Source organism: Nonlabens spongiae, assembly GCF_002117125.1.
GTDB lineage: Bacteria > Bacteroidota > Bacteroidia > Flavobacteriales > Flavobacteriaceae > Nonlabens > Nonlabens spongiae.
Map to the genome: position 1 here is coordinate 2889658 of NZ_CP019344.1, position 17807 is coordinate 2907464.

The following is a 17807-nucleotide window of genomic DNA, read 5'->3' on the forward strand; positions in this document are numbered from 1 at the left end:
ATGTTTCAAAATATGGTCTCGCTTTCGCGAAAGCGAGATCAAGACAAGAATAACTCTTGCTAGCTGGCTACATCTCCTAGCTATTCATCGCAGCAAAATGTTTGTAAAAATGCGGTATGGTCTCAATCCCCTTTAGGTAATTCCAGATCCCGAAATGCTCGTTAGGGGAGTGGATCGCATCGCTGTCCAGTCCAAAGCCCATGAGAATGGATTTTGAGTGCAATTCCTTCTCAAATAATGCCACGATAGGTATGGATCCACCGCTGCGCTGAGGAATAGGAGTCTTTCCAAAAGTATCTTCATAAGCCTTGCTTGCCGCTTGATAACCTACAAAATCAATAGGTGTCACGTAGGCCGTACCGCCGTGGTGAGGTTTTACTTTTACCGTGACGCTCTCTGGAGCCAAGTACTCAAAATGCTGCTTGAACAACTGGGTGATCTCTTTCCAATCTTGATCAGGTACGAGGCGCATGGATATTTTGGCAAATGCTTTACTTGGGATCACGGTTTTAGCTCCTTCACCCGTGTAGCCTCCCCAAATACCGTTTACATCTAGGGTAGGGCGTATGCTGTTGCGCTCGTTTGTAGTGTAACCACTTTCACCATGTTCTTTGTTAATGTCAAGCGCTTTATTGTAGGCCTCTTGGTTGAATGGTGCTTTAGCCATTTCTGCGCGCTCCTCCTTGCTCAGTTCCTCAACCTTATCGTAAAATCCTGGAATGGTGATATGATTGTTCTCGTCGTGGAGCTGTGCAATCATATCGCATAGAATGTTGATAGGGTTTGCCACTGCACCGCCGTAAAGTCCAGAATGGAGGTCGCGGTTAGGTCCGGTAACTTCTACTTCTACATAGCTCAACCCTCGTAATCCAGTCGTAATGCTGGGAACATCTTTTGAGATCATGCCCGTATCTGAAATGAGGATGACATCATTTGCCAATTTTTCTCGATTGCGCTCTAGGAACCAGCCCAGTGACTCGCTACCCACTTCTTCCTCGCCCTCGATCATGAATTTGATGTTGCAGGGGAGTTCATCGTTTTGAGTCATGTACTCCAGAGCTTTGACGTGCATATACATTTGCCCTTTATCGTCACAGGCTCCTCTCGCAAAAATGGCTCCATCGGGATGGGTTTCTGTTTCTTTAATCACGGGCTCAAAAGGAGGGCTGTCCCATAAGTTGATAGGATCTGGCGGTTGTACATCATAATGACCATAAACCAAAACCGTAGGCAACTTCTCGTCCACTATTCTCTCTCCATAAACAATCGGATAACCGGGCGTCTCACAAATTTCAACCTTATCGCAACCCGCTTTTTCAAGAGCCTCCTTGACTTTGTCAGCGGTAAGAATTACATCTTCTTTATAAGCTGGATCGGCACTGATGGATGGAATTTTGAGCAAGTCAATGAGCTCTTGGATGAATCGGTCTTTGTGTTGTTCTACGTATGGTTTTGTATTCATGAAAAGTGATTTGACGTAAAGATAAGAAGCTGCTGATTTTTTTTATGCCTAAGAATTTGTAATAAATGAAAAGTATGTATATTTGCCGTCCCTTAGGGAAAATACCAGTAAGCGGATGTGGTGGATCCCGATAGCTATCGGGAGGTAGACACGCTAGACTTAGGATTTAACCTAAGAAAAAGTGTTAAAATATTTAAAATGCGGATGTGGTGGAACTGGTAGACACGTCAGACTTAGGATCTGATGCCGCGAGGTGTGCAGGTTCGATTCCTGTCATCCGCACAAAAGCCGAAGAGAAATCTTCGGCTTTTTCATTTTAAAAAATGGGATTTTCTTCACGATTTTTGACCTTGGGTACAACATAGGTACAACATTTTACCTTTTTTCAGAACTGAATTGGCTTTAGTACTATATCCATTCATTTGATAACAAATCCTATTTTCTGTATTGAGGATTAATAAATTTTAGGTTATCTCAACCTCTGTTCTTCGTTTGAGGGGTTTATTATCATACAATATACACGCAAGGTAAACTCGTAAAATACTTCCATCAAAAGACTACGGCATAAAGCCAACGCTTCTTCCCCTACTCATTTATTCCGTTTCCTTTTGAGCCAAGATTTTATCTTCCGTTTGGTTTCTGCTCAAATATTGTTTAATCAAAAATTTGAGTATTATGACAACAAAAGCGAGTACCAAAATGAAGCGCAGTAGAGCGAAATCTACTGCCAAGAAAGAAGTAAACGGAAAGAAATCCGAAGTACTTCAAATTCAGAACTTACCATTGGGTAAAATCAAGCCTGACCTTGAACAGCCCAGAAAAACTTTTAATGATGATGCCTTGCAGCAGCTTTCTGAGAGTATCGAAAAGCACGGTGTGTTGCAGCCAATCACGGTAAGGCAACTAAATGGCCATTATATCATCGTGATGGGCGAACGCCGATATCGTGCGAGCAAGCTTGCAGGAAAAAAGACCGTACCCTGTATCGTAAGAACTTATGAGAACAATGATGTTCTGGAAGTTCAAATCATCGAAAACCTGCAAAGACAGGATGTTGAACCGACCGAAGAAGCCGATGCGATTGCTTACCTAAGTGAGAAGTATTCACCTACCGAAATTGCGAAGCGATTGGGTAGAACGGATAACTTCATCAGACAGCGTTTGAAACTGGCCGGATTAATTGATGGTTTCAAGCATTTTGTACGCAATGGCGAAATGACCATTTCCTTGGGCGTAGGCGTGGCACTTTTTGAACCGGAAGAGCAACAGATGATGTTGGAAACGATGGGCGAGGATTTTAATGCACATCAGATAAACAGGATGATTAAAGACCAGACATACTATTTGGAAAAAGCATCTTTTGATGTAGCCGATAAAAAATTGGTCCCAAAAGCTGGGTCTTGTGTTGAATGTCCTTTCAATGCCGCAAATCAAGGCAATCTGTTCGGCGAAGGAAAGATGGTCTGTACGAAAGCAGCCTGTTTTGAAACGAAGAAAAGCAAATCGCTCTTGAACCTGATTGAAAAATCCAAGAAAGAGAATATCCTTCTAATTCCTGAAATACGACAGTATTGGGCAGATGACGAAAACAATAAGCTCATTATATCCCAATTGGTAAAGAACGGATTGAAAGTTTATTTACTGGACGATGTTGAAATTATAGAGAATCCGATTGAGCCAACAATTGAGGCCATCAAAATAGAATATCAACATTACGATTATTCAGAAGATGAATTAAAAGCTGAATTTAAGGAAGCAATTCAGAACTTCGAAGAAGAATTGAAAAATTACAATTCAGCAACTGACAATGGATTTGTAAACGGCATCGTGTTCCATCCGGAGACGTACCAACACAAAATTGTCTTCGTCAAGATAATCGAGAAATCAAAAGATGACTCAACTGAGTATTCAGCACCATTGGCCAATAGGAAAATGGCAGATTGTACACCTGAGGAACAAATCGTTAAAATCAACGAAAGGGAAATCCGTAAGAAGCAGATTGAGAACAACAAACAGTTCGAGGAAGTAGTTCAGATGATTCGAGAGACTAAATACATCGATACGAAGAAGACACTTTCAACAGAAGAAATGGTGGCATTCTCGATATCGCTTTTTGAAAATAATGTGGACTATTTGAGCCAACAAAAGTATTTCACAAAGTTCTTGGGCAACACGTCCAAGATGACTAAGGTTGAAATGGTCGAGAATTTCAAGAAGAAATTCAAAAAGGAAACCTTTCACAAATTGATACGGTATATGCTAACCAAGCAAGTTCATTTTGGCGAAAGCAATCACGTAAATAATTTGACGAATATTTCATTCTACAATGCAATGCAAGGATATTACAAATCCAAGATTGCCAGTATTGAGAAGGAATATGCCGAAAAACGAGACAAGCGTGAAGCACGTTTGAAAGAGCGTATCGCAATTCTTGAAAAGAAAATTCAGGAACTCAACGATTAGCTTTTGTTGTTTTGAAGAAGGGTCGGCATTCGTGCTGGCCCTTCTTCTTTTTTATGATAGTGCCTAAAAAAATGTATTTATCAGGAAGGGGTTATCAATCAATAGTTAGCGCAAAGGTAAACTCGTAAAATACACCCATCAAAAGACTACGGCATAAAGACGTTGCGCACATCCCTCTTCTCATTTATTCCGTTTCCTTTTGAGCTGTGATTTTAGCTTCCGTTTGGGTACTGCTCAAATATTGTTTAATCTAAATTCAAAAGCTATGTATTTACAAAATTTGCAACAGGATGAAATCTTTGTTTCATCAGAAATGAAATCCTTAAGAACCTTGACCCAGATGGAATCCCGACGAGGGCTTGAAAATGCCATCATCTCAAATGGAAAAATCGTTAACGTGGTATCGAACAGTTACGGGCACATTCCGAATCAATTGTTCTTCAGGAAAGCTGAAGAAATGTTGACCGATGCACAACTGAACTTCCACAAACGAACTATTAACAAAAATGATAGATCGTTCATTACAGATTTTATTATTGACGATAAAAGCCAATTTACAGTCAAGAACGACAAGGACTTGATACTGCCGATGCTTCGGTTTAAGAACTCGTATGATGGTAGCGACAAGACCTCTGGCCATTTCGGGTTTTATAGAGAAGTGTGCTCAAATGGTCTGCACGTCTCTCAGGCAGAAATTGAGTTTTCCATCAAGCATAGTAAGAATAATACACACCTCATTATGCCAAGGCTAAAAAATCTTTTTGACAAGTTTCTGGACAATGAGTTCTATGCCATTACCAAGAAGTTCGATAAGATGAAAGATTTTAAAATCATCGACACACAAGAATTTGTAAAAGCAATTCTCGATAAAACAAAACTTTTTAGATACGAATGTAGCGACAAGAACAGCGACCCTTCAAAGAAGTCTCGTGAGGTTATCGAAATTTTAAATTATGAAGCCTTGTTGCTCAATGAAGAACCGAATCTTTGGCTGGGTTACAATGCATTCAATTCTGTACTTCATAATGTATTGAAGAAAAGCTTCGGCCTACAAGAACGGTTGGATAAAAAGCTGTTTGATGAAGTCTATGCTATGGCATAAATTAAATAAAGGTTTGTCCAGTACCTTAAACTGGATGACTAAATATATGATAAGCATTTACTTTCCCACTCAGCACATTCCCCTACATTCCACGGTTTCCTGCTGAAAAAGCAGGAATCCACTACATTTCGGGAAAAGAGCTTCACTACAGGGGTCTTGGACACCGTACCCGATTTCTACTTTTCATTTCGCTAACCCTGCCCGCTACGCTGGGAAGGGACGCTTCATTCCCAATCCGAAATAGGGAACGAAGTCCGCTTTTTTCATCGGAAAGCCATCACTTCGGTTTTCTTGACGGGATTTTCGGCGCGGTCTTCTTGAGCCCTCACTCGAAAATCCTTAAAAACCAAACCGCTGTCTTATACATTTTAAGGGGTTTATAATGGATAAAGCCTTTGTTGTTTTTCGGGGGCATCGAAAAACAGGCAGTGCATAACCAATTCTACACCTGCCCGTCCGGTCAGGCGGGTTAAACCCAGCCACTCATTTCGCTTAACTGTCGGTACGCTCAAATCGTAACCGGATTCAAAAGAATTGCTAATGCCCTTATGGAACTTGTCAAGACTGTACAAGTTTTAGTGAAAAATAAGGTATCTACTTCCTTGAATCCGCCTATGGCGTGATTACTACGTCGCAGACACACCTGATTTTATCCTAAAAGTCTTGACAAAACCCACTCTATCCATTGTGCGATGCACGAAAGAAAAGAACAAACACCCCTTAAAATTTAATCTGAATTGAAAAGGGAAATATTAATCAAGCCTGTAAAGGGCATTTAAAACAATGTATTATGAGTACTATTAGAAATCACGTACAGTTGATTGGAAACGTTGGTCAAGAGCCAACCATTACGAACCTTGAAAGCGGTAAGAAAGTAGCCCGCTTCTCACTCGCTACAAACGAGTACTACAAAGACGGCAAAGGCGAAAAGCAAACGGACACCAACTGGCATACCGTTGTGGCTTGGGGCAAGACCGCTGAAATCGTTGAGAAATATGTTGAGAAAGGAAAAGAAGTAGGAATCACGGGCAAACTAAAGACCCGAACTTACACCACGGACGATGGAAACCAACGCTATGTTACCGAAGTGGTAGCCGACGAAATCCTTTTACTCGGAAGTAAAGGCGATAAGTAATCTTAAAATGAAAGAGGGCGTTCCTCTCGAAAGTTGCGCCCTCTTTTTCATTATTCACACATTAAATATATGCACAATGAAAGCGAAAGTTAACGAATTAAAAGAGCGGTTGCAACATTTTACGGGAACAGAAATGTTCTACCAAATACCGCTATTGAAAACACGATTTACAGACGGTTTGAAATACCTTTCGGAAGTTGCCGAATGTTTTTGGCTCATTACCGACACATCCGTAATTGCAAAAAGTCTGATGAACCGAAGTGAATTTATCACTATCGATTTTAAAAGATTGCCCGAAGAAAAACAGGATTATTCGGGTTACGAAGCCGAGATAATTTATAGCGATGGCAACGATACTATTTTGGAAAAACACGGTTATCGTGCCACCGATTTTCCAATAGATGAGCTGCGGTTGTTTTTTGTAAATGATACGCTGATGTTACTAAGTGAATATTAAAATCTTCAGCTATGGTGTATCTTAATTTTACAGACTTGAGCGAGGAAGCTCAAAACCGACTTTTGGAAACGTCCAAAGAAGATGTGAAACGAAAATTTGGGGATAGCATTCGCAAATACGTTAAAGAAAATTATGGCTGTTTTGAAACGATGATAGAGGAAGAAGCACTTCGGAATTTATATTCTTACACCTATGTATTTAACATATGAAATTTTGAAACAATAAGGTAAACGCCTCTGAATTTTCAGAGGTGTTTTTGTTTGTAATTAATCCTACATCAAGAAAAAATCACTATCTTTATTTCGCTGAAATTCAGCATTCAAATTAAAGCAGGGTTATCCACTTTTCGACTTTCGCCGATAGCCTTACACATCGAAAAATAACATATCGGAAAATCATTTTCCCTGAAAATGGCAATCGGCTTTTTAGCCGGATTGTATGGATTTTTGTCACGCTTGCGCGTGACGAAAAGGAATAGCAAGAGGGTAACGGGCTGCGCCGCGTTACGTATTCCATTTTCGTTTTAATCCGTTGATTTTTAAATATTTAAAAACAAACAGGATTTAAAATTTCCAACAATTTACGTCAAATGGTCTTGGAAGACCAGTAAATAGGGATGGATTTACGTCAAATTTTTAAAAAAGCGGAAGGAAATGGATTCATTCATCACTATCAGGTTCAAACGAAAAACTGCCAAGCGGTTTCAAGAATTTTCAAAAATGCACTTTAAAACGCACACCGAAGCGATGGAAAACATCCTCGATTTTTTCCTCTATAACGAGATTTCCCCAAAGGAAAAATTAGGACCAACCGGACGTACTATCGAAGCTAAATTGCTCAAAAGAATCAATGCGGTCATCGCCATAATGCGTGATGTAGAAAAGACACAAACCAAGCCTACGGTCGCAATGTTGCAATCCCTTTTTGTGATGGAAGAACCCAACAAAAAACCATTGATAGTTGAAAAGAAATATGCCGAAGAAAAGAAAGAAGTACGCTTTCGCGAAATCGAGTCTATGAGATTCACGAACGAAGAGAGAGCGAAGCGGTAAAAGCGAAACATTAAGAATGAACTATAATTTTTTCAGCTATGTATATCACAATAACACCTCAAAAAATGGGCGGTAACTTTTCCAAAAGTTCAGCAGATTTTGTTGGGTATTTAGAGAAAGAAAATCAAGGTCTGGAACAACAGGATATGGAACATTTTTTCAATCAATATGGCGATGAGATTTCTGCTGAGGAAGTCATTAAGGAAATTGATGGGAATACCGCAAAATTGGAAAAACACGAACCAAGATTCTATTCAATTACCGTGAGTCCATCAAAATATGAATTACGAAAACTTCAGAACAGTAGCCGAGATTTAAAACGATACACCAGAGAGCTGATGAAAGATTATGTGGCTTCATTCAATAGGGAAATCAAAGGGCGACCTGTTAAAATCGATGACATAAAATACTATGTAAAAATAGAGCATCAACGCACCTTTAAGGGAACAGATTTTCAGGTAAAAGAGAACCAACCGTATGCTACGAAAATTCTTCAGCTAAAAACCGAAATCCGAAATGTAAAAGAAGGACGAGCTGAGGGGAATTTTAAAAAGATGAAAAAAGAAATAGCAAAATTGGAACGCCAAGCGCCCCACCAGCAAAATGGTAAACGGATTGTCCAGGGAATGCGAAAAGATGGAAACCAAAGCCATATCCATATTATTGTGAGCCGTAAGGATGCGTCCAACAGATTCAGTTTATCGCCCGGAAGCAAATACAAAGCATCCGATGTAAAGTTGAATGGGGAAACCGTAAAACGTGGTTTTGACCGAGACAAGTTTTTTGAAAGAGCAGAAAAATCATTCGATAAGACTTTTGGCTATAAACGAAACTTTGCCGAGACCTACAAAGCCCGAAAGGATTTTGTAAAAAATCCCAATCTCTATTTCGCCGCCTTGATGAAACTACCAACTAACGAAAAAGCCTTGGCTTTTAAAATGATAGCAAAAACCGGATTGCCCATAGTGCCAAATATTCCAGTTAGTCAAACACAGATTGCTCTTCGAGTTCTTAAACGGTTAAGACGTGGTGCTGAAATAGCAATTAAATCGAGTTCCATAGGAATTTAAAAGTTATGCAAATAGATAATCTCATAACGACACTTTCAATTATTGGTCTGGTCAGTATTGTTTTCTATCTGATGTTTCGGGTAAGTAGGTATGCATTCATCTTCAATTTTCTCGTGCTTGGTACGATGGTATTTTATTTGAACGAGGAAAACACATTGAATCTTATTACCCTCTATCTGGTTTGCCCTCTCATATTAATTAACATAGGAATGTATGTGTTCCTGCATAAAACTGACAAGCCGACAAATGGCGATTGCAAATATCAGGTCAGCTTTGCCACCACCAAGGGAATTTTCAAATTGGATAACATCAAACGGGGTGCATCCATCATCGGTTCTGCCGGAAGTGGAAAGACCGAAAGCGTTGTCTATGGATTTTTGAAACACTTCTGGAAAGAGAACTTCTGCGGAATCATTCACGACTATAAGGATTTTGAACTTACGGAAATGGCTTACCCGATTTTCAAGGATAGCGATATCCCGTTTAAGGTCATTTCCTTTGATAAAATCATCCACAGGGTAAATCCCATTGCGCCACGCTATTTAGAGAATGAGGAAAGCGTAAACGAAGTGTCAAGGGTATTAATCGAAAACCTTTTAGAGCAAAGAGAAAGTGGTACAACTGGCACGACAAAATTCTTTAACGATGCAGCTGAAGGTTTGATTGGTGGATTGATTTGGAAACTGAAAACCACCTATCCTGAGTTTTGTACTCTTCCACATTTGATTGCCATTTACCAATATCTGGACACGGATAGCCTTATTCAGTTCTTGGAAACCAATACCACATCGAGGGCAATGGCAGATGCTTTTATAAGCGGCAAGGATTCGGATAGGCAAACGGCTGGCGTAAAAAGTACTTTGGCCAATGCGCTAAAGCGAATTAGCACACAACGGATTTTTATGGCACTATCGGCAGATGAAGTTCCGCTTAATATCAATAGTTCAGAAAATCCAGCAGTAATTTCAATTGTGAACAATCCCAAATTTGAGACGTCCTATTCACCCGTAATTGCCACAATAATTCACACCATTACCAAGCAAATGAGTGTGCGAAATTCAAAACCATCATTTTTGTTGATGGAAGAAGCGCCTACCATCCGATTGTTGAATATGCACCGAATTCCGGCAACGTTACGTAGTTACGATATCGCTACTATTTACGTGATGCAGGACAAAATCCAAAACGATATGATGTATGGTGATAAGGCGAGCAAAGCGATATTGAGCAATCTGTCCTATCAATTTTTTGGCAAAGTTAACGACCCAGATACCGCTAAATATTACGAACGCTTTTTTGAAATTATAAAGAACCCGACCAAGAGTATAAGTCGAGGACATAATCTGGATTTTGATACACGCATTACCACGGGCGAAAAGGAAATTCCAAAGATTCGGGCAGATGTGTTTTTTAGATTAAAGCAAGGCGAGTTTATAACCTATGCAGATGGGAAAGATAAAAAGGTGCAATTCAAACTATCTAAAATCAACAGGCAACTACCACAAGAAGCCAAACAATATTCAAGTGCTGATATGAATGTTAATTTTGAGCGGGTTTATAATGAAGTGCGGTCGATATTTAGCTGATGTTATTCTTCCTCGCCTGACCTGTCAAAATTGATGTTACGAATAGATTTGTACGATTTCCAATAATTTTTATCAGTCATCAATCCTGGAATAATATCATCATAGCCAAACTCATAAGGATACTCTTCTAAGAGCTCAGTTTTATATTTAGAGATGTGTTTACCGTAAAACTGAATAATATCCTGATGATTTTTTACGATATTAAAAATGGATTGGGAAAGTAATTTAGCATAACGTTCCTCAGACTTGGACTGTTTGGTGTGGATGATTTCGTTTCGTAAGTTTTCAAGTTCTGTAAAAGACATCCACCAATTTTCTTGACTTGGATCCGATGTATTTAATATAGGGCGTATTATTTTTTTGAATTTATCACGAAGCGGAAATTTGCGCTCTATGGCTTCTTTAGAGTATATGGTCTTTACACCATTTGCTTCTGTTTGGTATTCCCATCCAAATGGAATACAGATGTTAGCGAAAGCTTCTAAAGCGGTATAGGCAAAGATTACCGCCTCAATTATTATCTCAAAATAATCATAATATTCTTTTTGGATTTCTAAAGACGGGAAGCTACCTGACCATTGCTTATGACGTGGCAGAATTACTTTGTCATAAAATTCGCGCGCCTGTTTTAAGCATCTTTCAGATATATTAGAATATAGGGCGACGTCATTTGGCTGAATCAACATCGTTTCTAAATGGTCAAAAACAAGTACCCAATTAGAATCAAAGATGAAGCGATGAGTAAAGTTATCCTGATTGAGCATTATATGAGGTTTCTTAACACGCCAATCTCTATCTTTTCTGTAGTTTTTAGTAATTTCCTTTCCCACTTCTAGTAAAGGATTGAGAACTTTCCAGCTATCTTCTGAAAAGGTTAAATACTTTTTATTGTTTCTTCTTGAGTATGAATTGTGAATCGTATTTTTCAACTCGCTCTCTTTTTCTTGATGTAGGTGAGCTATTGTCTCAAAAGCTGATGAAAGCATTGATACATAGTCAATATCCTTAGGTTTTGGATGAAATAGGAATTTTAAGACATACTTGTTTTCAAAGTTAAAATAGAGAGCAAAAGGCGCTAATGTCATACCTTCTATTTGTGACATACTTTTGAAAATATTTAAGAAGGAATCAAATTTTTCAAGAAAATCGGTGTATGCCTTCGATGTTTGAATCACCTTGTTTTCAATAAAAGGAACAGAGGCATATATATCAAAAAGTGATGCATTGTAAATCCAGTCTCTGTCTTCAATTTCTATATCATCTGCTGAAACTACATTGACAGATATTTCAACCGGTGCGTCTAATGCTTTCAATTTTTCAGTTAAGACTTTGTCTATATAAATTTTGAACTCTGGTCTATCTGCACTAAAAAGTAGGTGGCTATCAAAAATAGGAAAATTCATAATTGTTGCATATTATCAACAAAAATAGTAAATTTGTGGTAAATATGCAACAAAATGAATTCTAAGAAAACAGTTCTGTTACCAAAATATCAGAAAGTATTTGAGCAATTGGGCGAGAATATAAAGCTAGCACGAAAGCGAAGAAAGCTCACGGCTGAGCAGGTTTCTGAACGTGCGGGGATTAATCGGACTACGTTGTATAGAATAGAAAAAGGCGATCCAGCGGTTGCCATAGGTTCTTATTTTAATGTTTTCAGAGTTCTCAACTTGGAAGATGATTTTAAAAAGCTGGCAGTAGATGATGAATTTGGCAGAAAACTTCAAGACCTTGATTTATTATAAGAAAGATGGCAACAGGAAAATTTGACATATATGTTTTTGCTGATTGGGTAGGTCTTAAAGAACCAACACTAATAGGAACTTTATCGGCACATTTTGCCAAGGGAAAAAAAGCATTCAGTTTTAAGTATGATAAAGATTGGTTAAAAACCGATGCACAGAGATTGTTAGACCCGGACATTGATTTTTATTCTGGTCCGCAATATCCAACCAACAAAGAGAATTTCGGAATCTTTTTAGATAGTATGCCAGACACTTGGGGAAAGACTTTAATGAAACGTAGGGCTGCTCAAGATGCTAGAGCAAATAATGAAAAGGCTCGTACACTCTATGAAATAGATTATTTGCTTGGGGTTTTTGATGAAAGTAGGATGGGTGCATTGCGTTTTAAAACCGAACTAGAAGGTCCTTTTTTAGATAATGATGATAGAACGCCAACACCACCTTGGTCATCATTGGGCGATTTACAAGAAGCCGTCAAACAGTTAGAAAGTGACGAACAAAATGATGATATACGAAAATGGATTGCAGTACTGATTGCGCCAGGTTCTTCATTAGGTGGTGCCAGACCAAAAGCTAACATTTTTGATACCCAAGGAAATCTATGGATTGCCAAATTTCCGTCAAAAACAGATACAGTTGACAAAGCTGCTTGGGAGTTTTTAGCCTATCAATTAGCTACTGCATCGGGTATAGATATGGCAGATTCTACATTAGAGAAGATTAGCGGTCAGTATCACACATTCTTAACAAGACGGTTTGATAGGGACAATGGAAAACGCATTCACTTTGCATCCGCTATGACAATGACCGGAAATACCGAAGATTCCATTAGAGATTCAGCGCCAAGCTATCTCGAAATTGTAGAATTTATAGAAAAATATGGTGTGGATGTTGAGGCCAATTTGCATCAACTTTGGCGGCGTATCGTATTTAATATCGCCATTTCCAACACCGATGACCATTTACGTAATCACGGATTTATTCTAACAGAAAAGGGATGGATTTTATCGCCAGCGTATGATTTAAATCCATCCATAGAAAAAGATGGGTTATCTCTTAATATTGATATGGATGATAATGCGTTGGATTTTGATTTGGCCAAAAGCGTAGGGCAATATTTTCGCTTAAGCGAAAGCGAAATGGAAACCATTTTAGATAAAGTCCTTTCTGTTGTTAAGAACTGGAAAGAAGTGGCAAAGAGGATCGGTATTAAAAATGTCGAAATAGAATTGATGGCTGGGGCTTTTAAATAGTACTCATCACTTAAACAATATCAAAATTTTGAATGAATTATATTGAAATCAAAAATGAAAAACGACTACACCACGGAATAGTCCGGAAAACAGACCTAAATCTAAGGGCAGAATTTCCAGAATTACAGACTATAATTTATCAAGTTGAAGATGATTCTTTTGTGATTCAAATAAAGAACAGAAAAGTTGATTATCATAAAATTGAAGCTGAGTTTGAGAAATCTATCAAACCTATTTTGGTACCTATTAATCTGTCGCGTAAAAAACCAAAAGAAAAGTTTAAAATTCTATCATCCTTAGAAGATGTAGATATACCAAAAGGACTACAAGGCGTTCTAATGCCCAAATTTAGATGGGCAGATATGTTGATGTCCAAATTTCCTGGAATAAACTTTTATAAAATTAGTGATGAACCAGGCGTTGTGAATATCCATATCGCAAATTATTGGTATCAAAGTAATTCTATGAAAAAATATCAATTCCTCACTAAAAATCAGAAAGAAGACCTTGTTGAATTTCTGAAAAATTATAAGAGCGGTATAGATTTTAGAATTTATGTCGATGAGTTAGATAGTGCATCAGATCACAATGGACACTCAAAGGATGGCAGTTCAACGTACTACTGTAATCGAGTTGCTAGAAATATCCCAAAATTTGTCCAACGTGATGAGTCCTTATGGTATGATAATGTAGATAGTATCTTTGAAAGTAATTTTAAGAAAAAACAACTCTTTTTTTATAATCAGAACGAGTATTCGTGTTATGCTGACTTTAGTGTATATCCTAATATAGACTTAAGATATTTCCTTCTGCTTTACCAGCGGATTTATCTTTCACCGCCTATAGATAATAACTTAGGTGATTGGTTTAAAGCCCACTCTATGAGTCGAGCAGAATTCATAGAACTGATAATACGAGAAAGAATAACAATTCTATTAGTTCAGGATGTGTCTAGATACGACACTGATTTTTTAAATGAAGTCTTTTCATTAAAACCCGATGCTATTGTATCGAAGAGAGCAATAGCTTGTCTTCAACAGTGTGATATTATCGAGACTTCAGACAATTATCTTTTTGGTGATGGTGTTTCTATAAAAGAAATGAAATTTGTTAGCGAAATGCTTTCAAAATATATGAAGACTGATGCATCTTCTTTATTTAAAACCTTGGCTTGGCCGGTAGTTGCTAGACGTAAAAGTTTTGATGTATTGCAGATAGGTGGTGTTCTTAGTGCTTCGGTTTATGGTGTTAACAAGATTATTTCAAATCCACCTGAAACAAATATCAGCGAGGCCAGTGAATTTATGCTCAATGTGTTTTCCTACGCATCACATCTTTCAAGTTCACTAAATGCAACTTATTTTCCCGTTCGTGGCAAAGACGGATTCACAGATGCCACTTACACCGAACAAATGGGAACGCTATTGAACTTCTATAAAAAGGCAACAGTGGAAGGCTTGAAGAATTTTGTAGAAGGTCAACAGTACCTTATTAAAGGAAATACTTTTATTGAACCAATACAATTGTTGAAGATAAATGATTATCCACCTATTTTAGAATTTGAAGATGTGCTCAACAAGGAACTTGTCTTCCCAAGCAGTAAGAGACTTATGGAAACCTTAGCTAATCTTAATGGCGAGGAACAGCAAAGAAAAATAAAAATGTACAATGACGAAATCAATAAATTTTTAGGTACTCAAGAGAAAACAGGTTTGGTATTAGACTTAGGTACACAGACCTTAAATATAGCTATTGGATTGGCTAGTGGTGTTCCGACAGGTCCATTAACATCTCTTCTTAAATTAATGAGCAAAAAGCCAATGAAACGTTTAAATCCTGTCCGTGGTCTATTAGAGAAAGTTGAGTTAGCTATGAATCAAAATGAAGAAGATACTAGAAATATTCATTTTTTATCGAGAATTAATCGAGTAGCTAAATTAAAAGAATATTAAGAGATGAATAGAGCTGAGCGCATCAAAAAATATCAAGCCTTTATAGCACAAGAGAAAGCAGACAAATTGGAAAAGAACAAAACACTAATTGAAGCTTTTATTGGGTATTGTAAACAGTTTGACATTGACTTGAAATCTTCCAATTTTGATTATCTGCAAGGTCTCGGCATAACCTGTTATCTAGATAAAATCGTCCTTAAATTAAATGAAGATATTGAAGTTGATAAAGAAGGATTAATTGATTTTAATAGGCTTATTTATCAATTTGAGAGAAAAGTATAAGCTCAAGGTATTTTATTCAAACAAAATTATATAGTCTATGCAAGTAACTATTTTAGACGTAATTTTTATGAAGGAAATAACTTTGCGCCAAGATTCATTGACCGCTTTTGGTATCACGACTTCAAAGAAAATGAAGTTGGTATTGCACTAGATTTAAATAGGGTTTGTATCGATGTCGAGGGTTCAGAAACTATTGAACTCGATACTTGGTACGGTAGTAAATTCTCTGAAGATATTGCATCGATTAAGAATGATGTAGTCCATTTAAGACCACCTCAATATTTGGACGACTTTGAATTAGATTTCTTTTACGCAAGTGCTTTTGCGTTGGATATCTACTGGTATTCTTACGAAAACATAAAAGTATTCCAAGCATTAGAATTCAAACAGTCCAATGTCACAACAGAAATAGAGGGGAAATCATACTTTCCAGTCAGGTACGTACACGCAGAATACGATATGGATTCAAAATGCTTTCGTCATTTTGATGGTGCTCTTCAGTTTTATATCGAAGAAGAATATTATGAACGTAGGACGAACAATTTCAATAGTAAGGTCAAAGGTGAATACCAAGTGAAGAGCAAGTCTAAAAAATTGTTCAAAATAAATGGTAGGCTTACTGTAGAAGATTGGGTTGCATTTACCATTCATTTTTTTGCTATGAATCCTCTAATTCTTGAATATATTGAAGGTAAAGAACCTGACTTCCTAAAACCCACTCTCGATGCCATAAGGAAAGACAGACAAATCACATAAGCATATTTTAACGATGAAATTTGACAAAGAAGAAAAAACAAACGAAACTAAGGGTATGCTCTACGAAGCATACCTAAACAGAGGCTTATGTTTTGATAGGCGAAAAAGACGCGCCTCAAAGATGGAACTGCTCAATCTTATCAATACCGAAAATGGTAAGGGATTCAAGTTTCACGGAAGTGCCAGCAAACAACTTGCAGAATTGAAAAAACGACTTCAAGAATCTACACAGCTGATGATTAAATATCTTGATTTGGATTCCGTAAATGAACAGGCGTTACATAATTTTTTAAAAGAATTGGAATCTGCGAACAATTCTGATGATATCGTGCGGTTGGTTGATGAAGCGATTTACTTTACACAAGAAAACAAATAAAATATGGCAAAGAAAACAGACATTTTTATCAGCCATTCAGGCAAAGACAAGCAGATAGTAGATAATTTCATCGATTTAATATTGCAGGGTGGTTTGGGCGTTCACATAACCAACATATTTTGTACCAGTACGGATGGCACCAAAATAAAGTCAGGAACAGATTGGCGCAATTCTATTATTGATGCCCTGCAATTGGCAAAAATCAATTTTCTAATTATTACACCAAACTATAAAGAAAGTGAGGTCTGTATGAACGAGATGGGTGCCGGTTGGGTCACGTCCGCAGAGGTAATTCCATTGATTGTAAAGCCCATCAATTACAAAACGGTTGGTGTAATTCAAGAACCTATTCAAATTGAAAAATTACTGGATGAAAAAAGCCTTGATAGAGTGCGAGACATCCTTCAGGAGAAACTAAGCATTCCAGTTTCTGAAATTAAAAGTGACCGCTGGACGGCTAAGAAGAAAGAATTTGTCATAAAGACCAAAACTTACTTAAAGGACAATGAATTTAAGAAACCATTGGACCGAGAAGAATTTGAAGAATTGATTAAAGAAAAGGATGAACTGGAAACAACTTTGTCCAATCTCATCCAAGAGAAATCTATATTGGAAAGCCAAGTCGAAGAACTGAAAAGAGCCAAAGATAAGAGTGAAGTTGACAGTATTGTTAGAAAGTATAGTGATACCACCGATTTTGAGGTTTTTGAAGAATTAACGGGGAAAGTAGATAAGGCATTGTCAAGCTTTCATCCTATAATTGTCGGAATCATCTTTAAGTCCTACGCTGATAAAGATATCAATATCGAAGCTTTAGCGTATCGTGTTCAATTGGACGAAGCATTGGCCAATGATTTTATAAATGAAGAAATGGAAGCAAACTTTGGGAAAACCAAAAAAATGCAAAAGTTGGAAGCGCTCTTGGATGAACTGTCTTCATTTATGCAAAAGGATTTGCCGGTTGAGTTCGATGAACAATTTGATGACGAATATGAAGACGCACCTTTCTCTATAGATAACAAACTGTTTTGGGAAGATGTATTGGGGCAGACTTTATACTTTGACTAAGAGTAAACACTTCAAGCTATTGACTCAAAACACAAGATTATTTTAAGT

Annotated in this window: 17 protein-coding genes and 1 tRNA gene; 16 read left to right on the forward strand and 2 right to left on the reverse strand. The window is 37.6% G+C overall.

The genetic code is table 11. The features are described 5' to 3' along the window. Positions 1-76: 76 nt before the first annotated feature. A complete protein-coding gene (locus BST97_RS13205; protein WP_085767682.1) occupies positions 77-1462 on the reverse strand; it encodes a dipeptidase in 1386 nt (461 codons plus the stop codon). 200 nt (positions 1463-1662) lie between these two features. Here BST97_RS13205 and BST97_RS13210 point away from each other — a divergent pair. The 9 genes from BST97_RS13210 (at position 1663) to BST97_RS13250 (ending at position 10327) form a co-directional block, all read left to right on the forward strand. Next, positions 1663-1744, forward strand: a tRNA-Leu gene (locus BST97_RS13210). Between the two features lie 393 nt (positions 1745-2137). After that, positions 2138-3925 (forward strand): ParB/RepB/Spo0J family partition protein, encoded by a 1788-nt coding sequence (locus BST97_RS13215; RefSeq protein WP_085767683.1) that lies wholly within the window; start codon positions 2138-2140, stop codon positions 3923-3925. A gap of 265 nt (positions 3926-4190) precedes the next feature. Beyond that, the gene (locus BST97_RS13220; protein WP_085768264.1) at positions 4191-5027 is read left to right on the forward strand and encodes a DUF932 domain-containing protein; all 837 of its coding nucleotides are present in this window, start codon (positions 4191-4193) and stop codon (positions 5025-5027) included. A gap of 790 nt (positions 5028-5817) precedes the next feature. After that, on the forward strand, positions 5818-6162 hold the full coding sequence (locus BST97_RS13225; RefSeq protein ID WP_085767684.1) for a single-stranded DNA-binding protein: 345 nt from the start codon (positions 5818-5820) through the stop codon (positions 6160-6162). Positions 6163-6238: 76 nt separating this feature from the next. Beyond that, a complete protein-coding gene (locus BST97_RS13230; protein WP_085767685.1) occupies positions 6239-6619 on the forward strand; it encodes a DUF6876 family protein in 381 nt (126 codons plus the stop codon). A gap of 11 nt (positions 6620-6630) precedes the next feature. Then, positions 6631-6828: a hypothetical protein gene (locus tag BST97_RS16170; protein WP_072316413.1), complete on the forward strand. Its 198-nt coding sequence runs from the start codon at positions 6631-6633 to the stop codon at positions 6826-6828. Positions 6829-7272: 444 nt separating this feature from the next. After that, positions 7273-7671, forward strand: a complete 399-nt coding sequence (locus BST97_RS13240) for a BfmA/BtgA family mobilization protein (protein WP_211277436.1) — start codon at positions 7273-7275, stop codon at positions 7669-7671. A 38-nt stretch (positions 7672-7709) separates the two neighbouring features. Then, positions 7710-8741 (forward strand): MobB family relaxase, encoded by a 1032-nt coding sequence (gene mobB, locus BST97_RS13245; protein ID WP_085767687.1) that lies wholly within the window; start codon positions 7710-7712, stop codon positions 8739-8741. A 5-nt stretch (positions 8742-8746) separates the two neighbouring features. After that, positions 8747-10327, forward strand: a complete 1581-nt coding sequence (locus tag BST97_RS13250) for a type IV secretory system conjugative DNA transfer family protein (protein ID WP_085767688.1) — start codon at positions 8747-8749, stop codon at positions 10325-10327. Positions 10328-10329: 2 nt separating this feature from the next. Here BST97_RS13250 and BST97_RS13255 read toward each other — a convergent pair whose 3' ends face one another. Beyond that, the gene (locus BST97_RS13255) at positions 10330-11730 is read right to left on the reverse strand and encodes a hypothetical protein (RefSeq protein WP_085767689.1); all 1401 of its coding nucleotides are present in this window, start codon (positions 11728-11730) and stop codon (positions 10330-10332) included. Between the two features lie 54 nt (positions 11731-11784). Here BST97_RS13255 and BST97_RS13260 point away from each other — a divergent pair, with 54 nt between their 5' ends. The 7 genes from BST97_RS13260 (at position 11785) to BST97_RS13290 (ending at position 17759) form a co-directional block, all read left to right on the forward strand. Continuing rightward, positions 11785-12072 carry a helix-turn-helix domain-containing protein gene (locus BST97_RS13260; RefSeq protein ID WP_085767690.1) on the forward strand — a complete coding sequence of 96 codons (288 nt, stop codon included), beginning with the start codon at positions 11785-11787 and terminating at the stop codon, positions 12070-12072. Positions 12073-12077: 5 nt separating this feature from the next. Further along, on the forward strand, positions 12078-13325 hold the full coding sequence (locus tag BST97_RS13265) for a type II toxin-antitoxin system HipA family toxin (protein ID WP_085767691.1): 1248 nt from the start codon (positions 12078-12080) through the stop codon (positions 13323-13325). 32 nt (positions 13326-13357) lie between these two features. Next, positions 13358-15277 carry a hypothetical protein gene (locus BST97_RS13270; RefSeq protein ID WP_085767692.1) on the forward strand — a complete coding sequence of 640 codons (1920 nt, stop codon included), beginning with the start codon at positions 13358-13360 and terminating at the stop codon, positions 15275-15277. 3 nt (positions 15278-15280) lie between these two features. Beyond that, positions 15281-15559 (forward strand): hypothetical protein, encoded by a 279-nt coding sequence (locus tag BST97_RS13275; protein ID WP_085767693.1) that lies wholly within the window; start codon positions 15281-15283, stop codon positions 15557-15559. A 282-nt stretch (positions 15560-15841) separates the two neighbouring features. Further along, positions 15842-16315: a hypothetical protein gene (locus BST97_RS13280; RefSeq protein WP_085767694.1), complete on the forward strand. Its 474-nt coding sequence runs from the start codon at positions 15842-15844 to the stop codon at positions 16313-16315. A 13-nt stretch (positions 16316-16328) separates the two neighbouring features. Next, positions 16329-16691: a hypothetical protein gene (locus BST97_RS13285; protein ID WP_085767695.1), complete on the forward strand. Its 363-nt coding sequence runs from the start codon at positions 16329-16331 to the stop codon at positions 16689-16691. Positions 16692-16694: 3 nt separating this feature from the next. Further along, positions 16695-17759 (forward strand): TIR domain-containing protein, encoded by a 1065-nt coding sequence (locus BST97_RS13290; RefSeq protein ID WP_085767696.1) that lies wholly within the window; start codon positions 16695-16697, stop codon positions 17757-17759. Positions 17760-17807 lie beyond the last annotated feature (48 nt).

Excerpts from the sequence above, each read along its gene's own strand:
- BST97_RS13205 (WP_085767682.1), bottom strand. The coding sequence starts at position 1,462 with ATGAATACAAAACCATACGTAGAACAACACAAAGACCGATTCATCCAA.
- BST97_RS13215 (WP_085767683.1), top strand. The coding sequence starts at position 2,138 with ATGACAACAAAAGCGAGTACCAAAATGAAGCGCAGTAGAGCGAAATCT.
- BST97_RS13220 (WP_085768264.1), top strand. The coding sequence starts at position 4,191 with ATGTATTTACAAAATTTGCAACAGGATGAAATCTTTGTTTCATCAGAA.
- BST97_RS13225 (WP_085767684.1), top strand. The coding sequence starts at position 5,818 with ATGAGTACTATTAGAAATCACGTACAGTTGATTGGAAACGTTGGTCAA.
- BST97_RS13230 (WP_085767685.1), top strand. The coding sequence starts at position 6,239 with ATGAAAGCGAAAGTTAACGAATTAAAAGAGCGGTTGCAACATTTTACG.
- BST97_RS16170 (WP_072316413.1), top strand. The coding sequence starts at position 6,631 with ATGGTGTATCTTAATTTTACAGACTTGAGCGAGGAAGCTCAAAACCGA.
- BST97_RS13240 (WP_211277436.1), top strand. The coding sequence starts at position 7,273 with ATGGATTCATTCATCACTATCAGGTTCAAACGAAAAACTGCCAAGCGG.
- mobB (WP_085767687.1), top strand. The coding sequence starts at position 7,710 with ATGTATATCACAATAACACCTCAAAAAATGGGCGGTAACTTTTCCAAA.
- BST97_RS13250 (WP_085767688.1), top strand. The coding sequence starts at position 8,747 with ATGCAAATAGATAATCTCATAACGACACTTTCAATTATTGGTCTGGTC.
- BST97_RS13255 (WP_085767689.1), bottom strand. The coding sequence starts at position 11,730 with ATGAATTTTCCTATTTTTGATAGCCACCTACTTTTTAGTGCAGATAGA.
- BST97_RS13260 (WP_085767690.1), top strand. The coding sequence starts at position 11,785 with ATGAATTCTAAGAAAACAGTTCTGTTACCAAAATATCAGAAAGTATTT.
- BST97_RS13265 (WP_085767691.1), top strand. The coding sequence starts at position 12,078 with ATGGCAACAGGAAAATTTGACATATATGTTTTTGCTGATTGGGTAGGT.
- BST97_RS13270 (WP_085767692.1), top strand. The coding sequence starts at position 13,358 with ATGAATTATATTGAAATCAAAAATGAAAAACGACTACACCACGGAATA.
- BST97_RS13275 (WP_085767693.1), top strand. The coding sequence starts at position 15,281 with ATGAATAGAGCTGAGCGCATCAAAAAATATCAAGCCTTTATAGCACAA.
- BST97_RS13285 (WP_085767695.1), top strand. The coding sequence starts at position 16,329 with ATGAAATTTGACAAAGAAGAAAAAACAAACGAAACTAAGGGTATGCTC.
- BST97_RS13290 (WP_085767696.1), top strand. The coding sequence starts at position 16,695 with ATGGCAAAGAAAACAGACATTTTTATCAGCCATTCAGGCAAAGACAAG.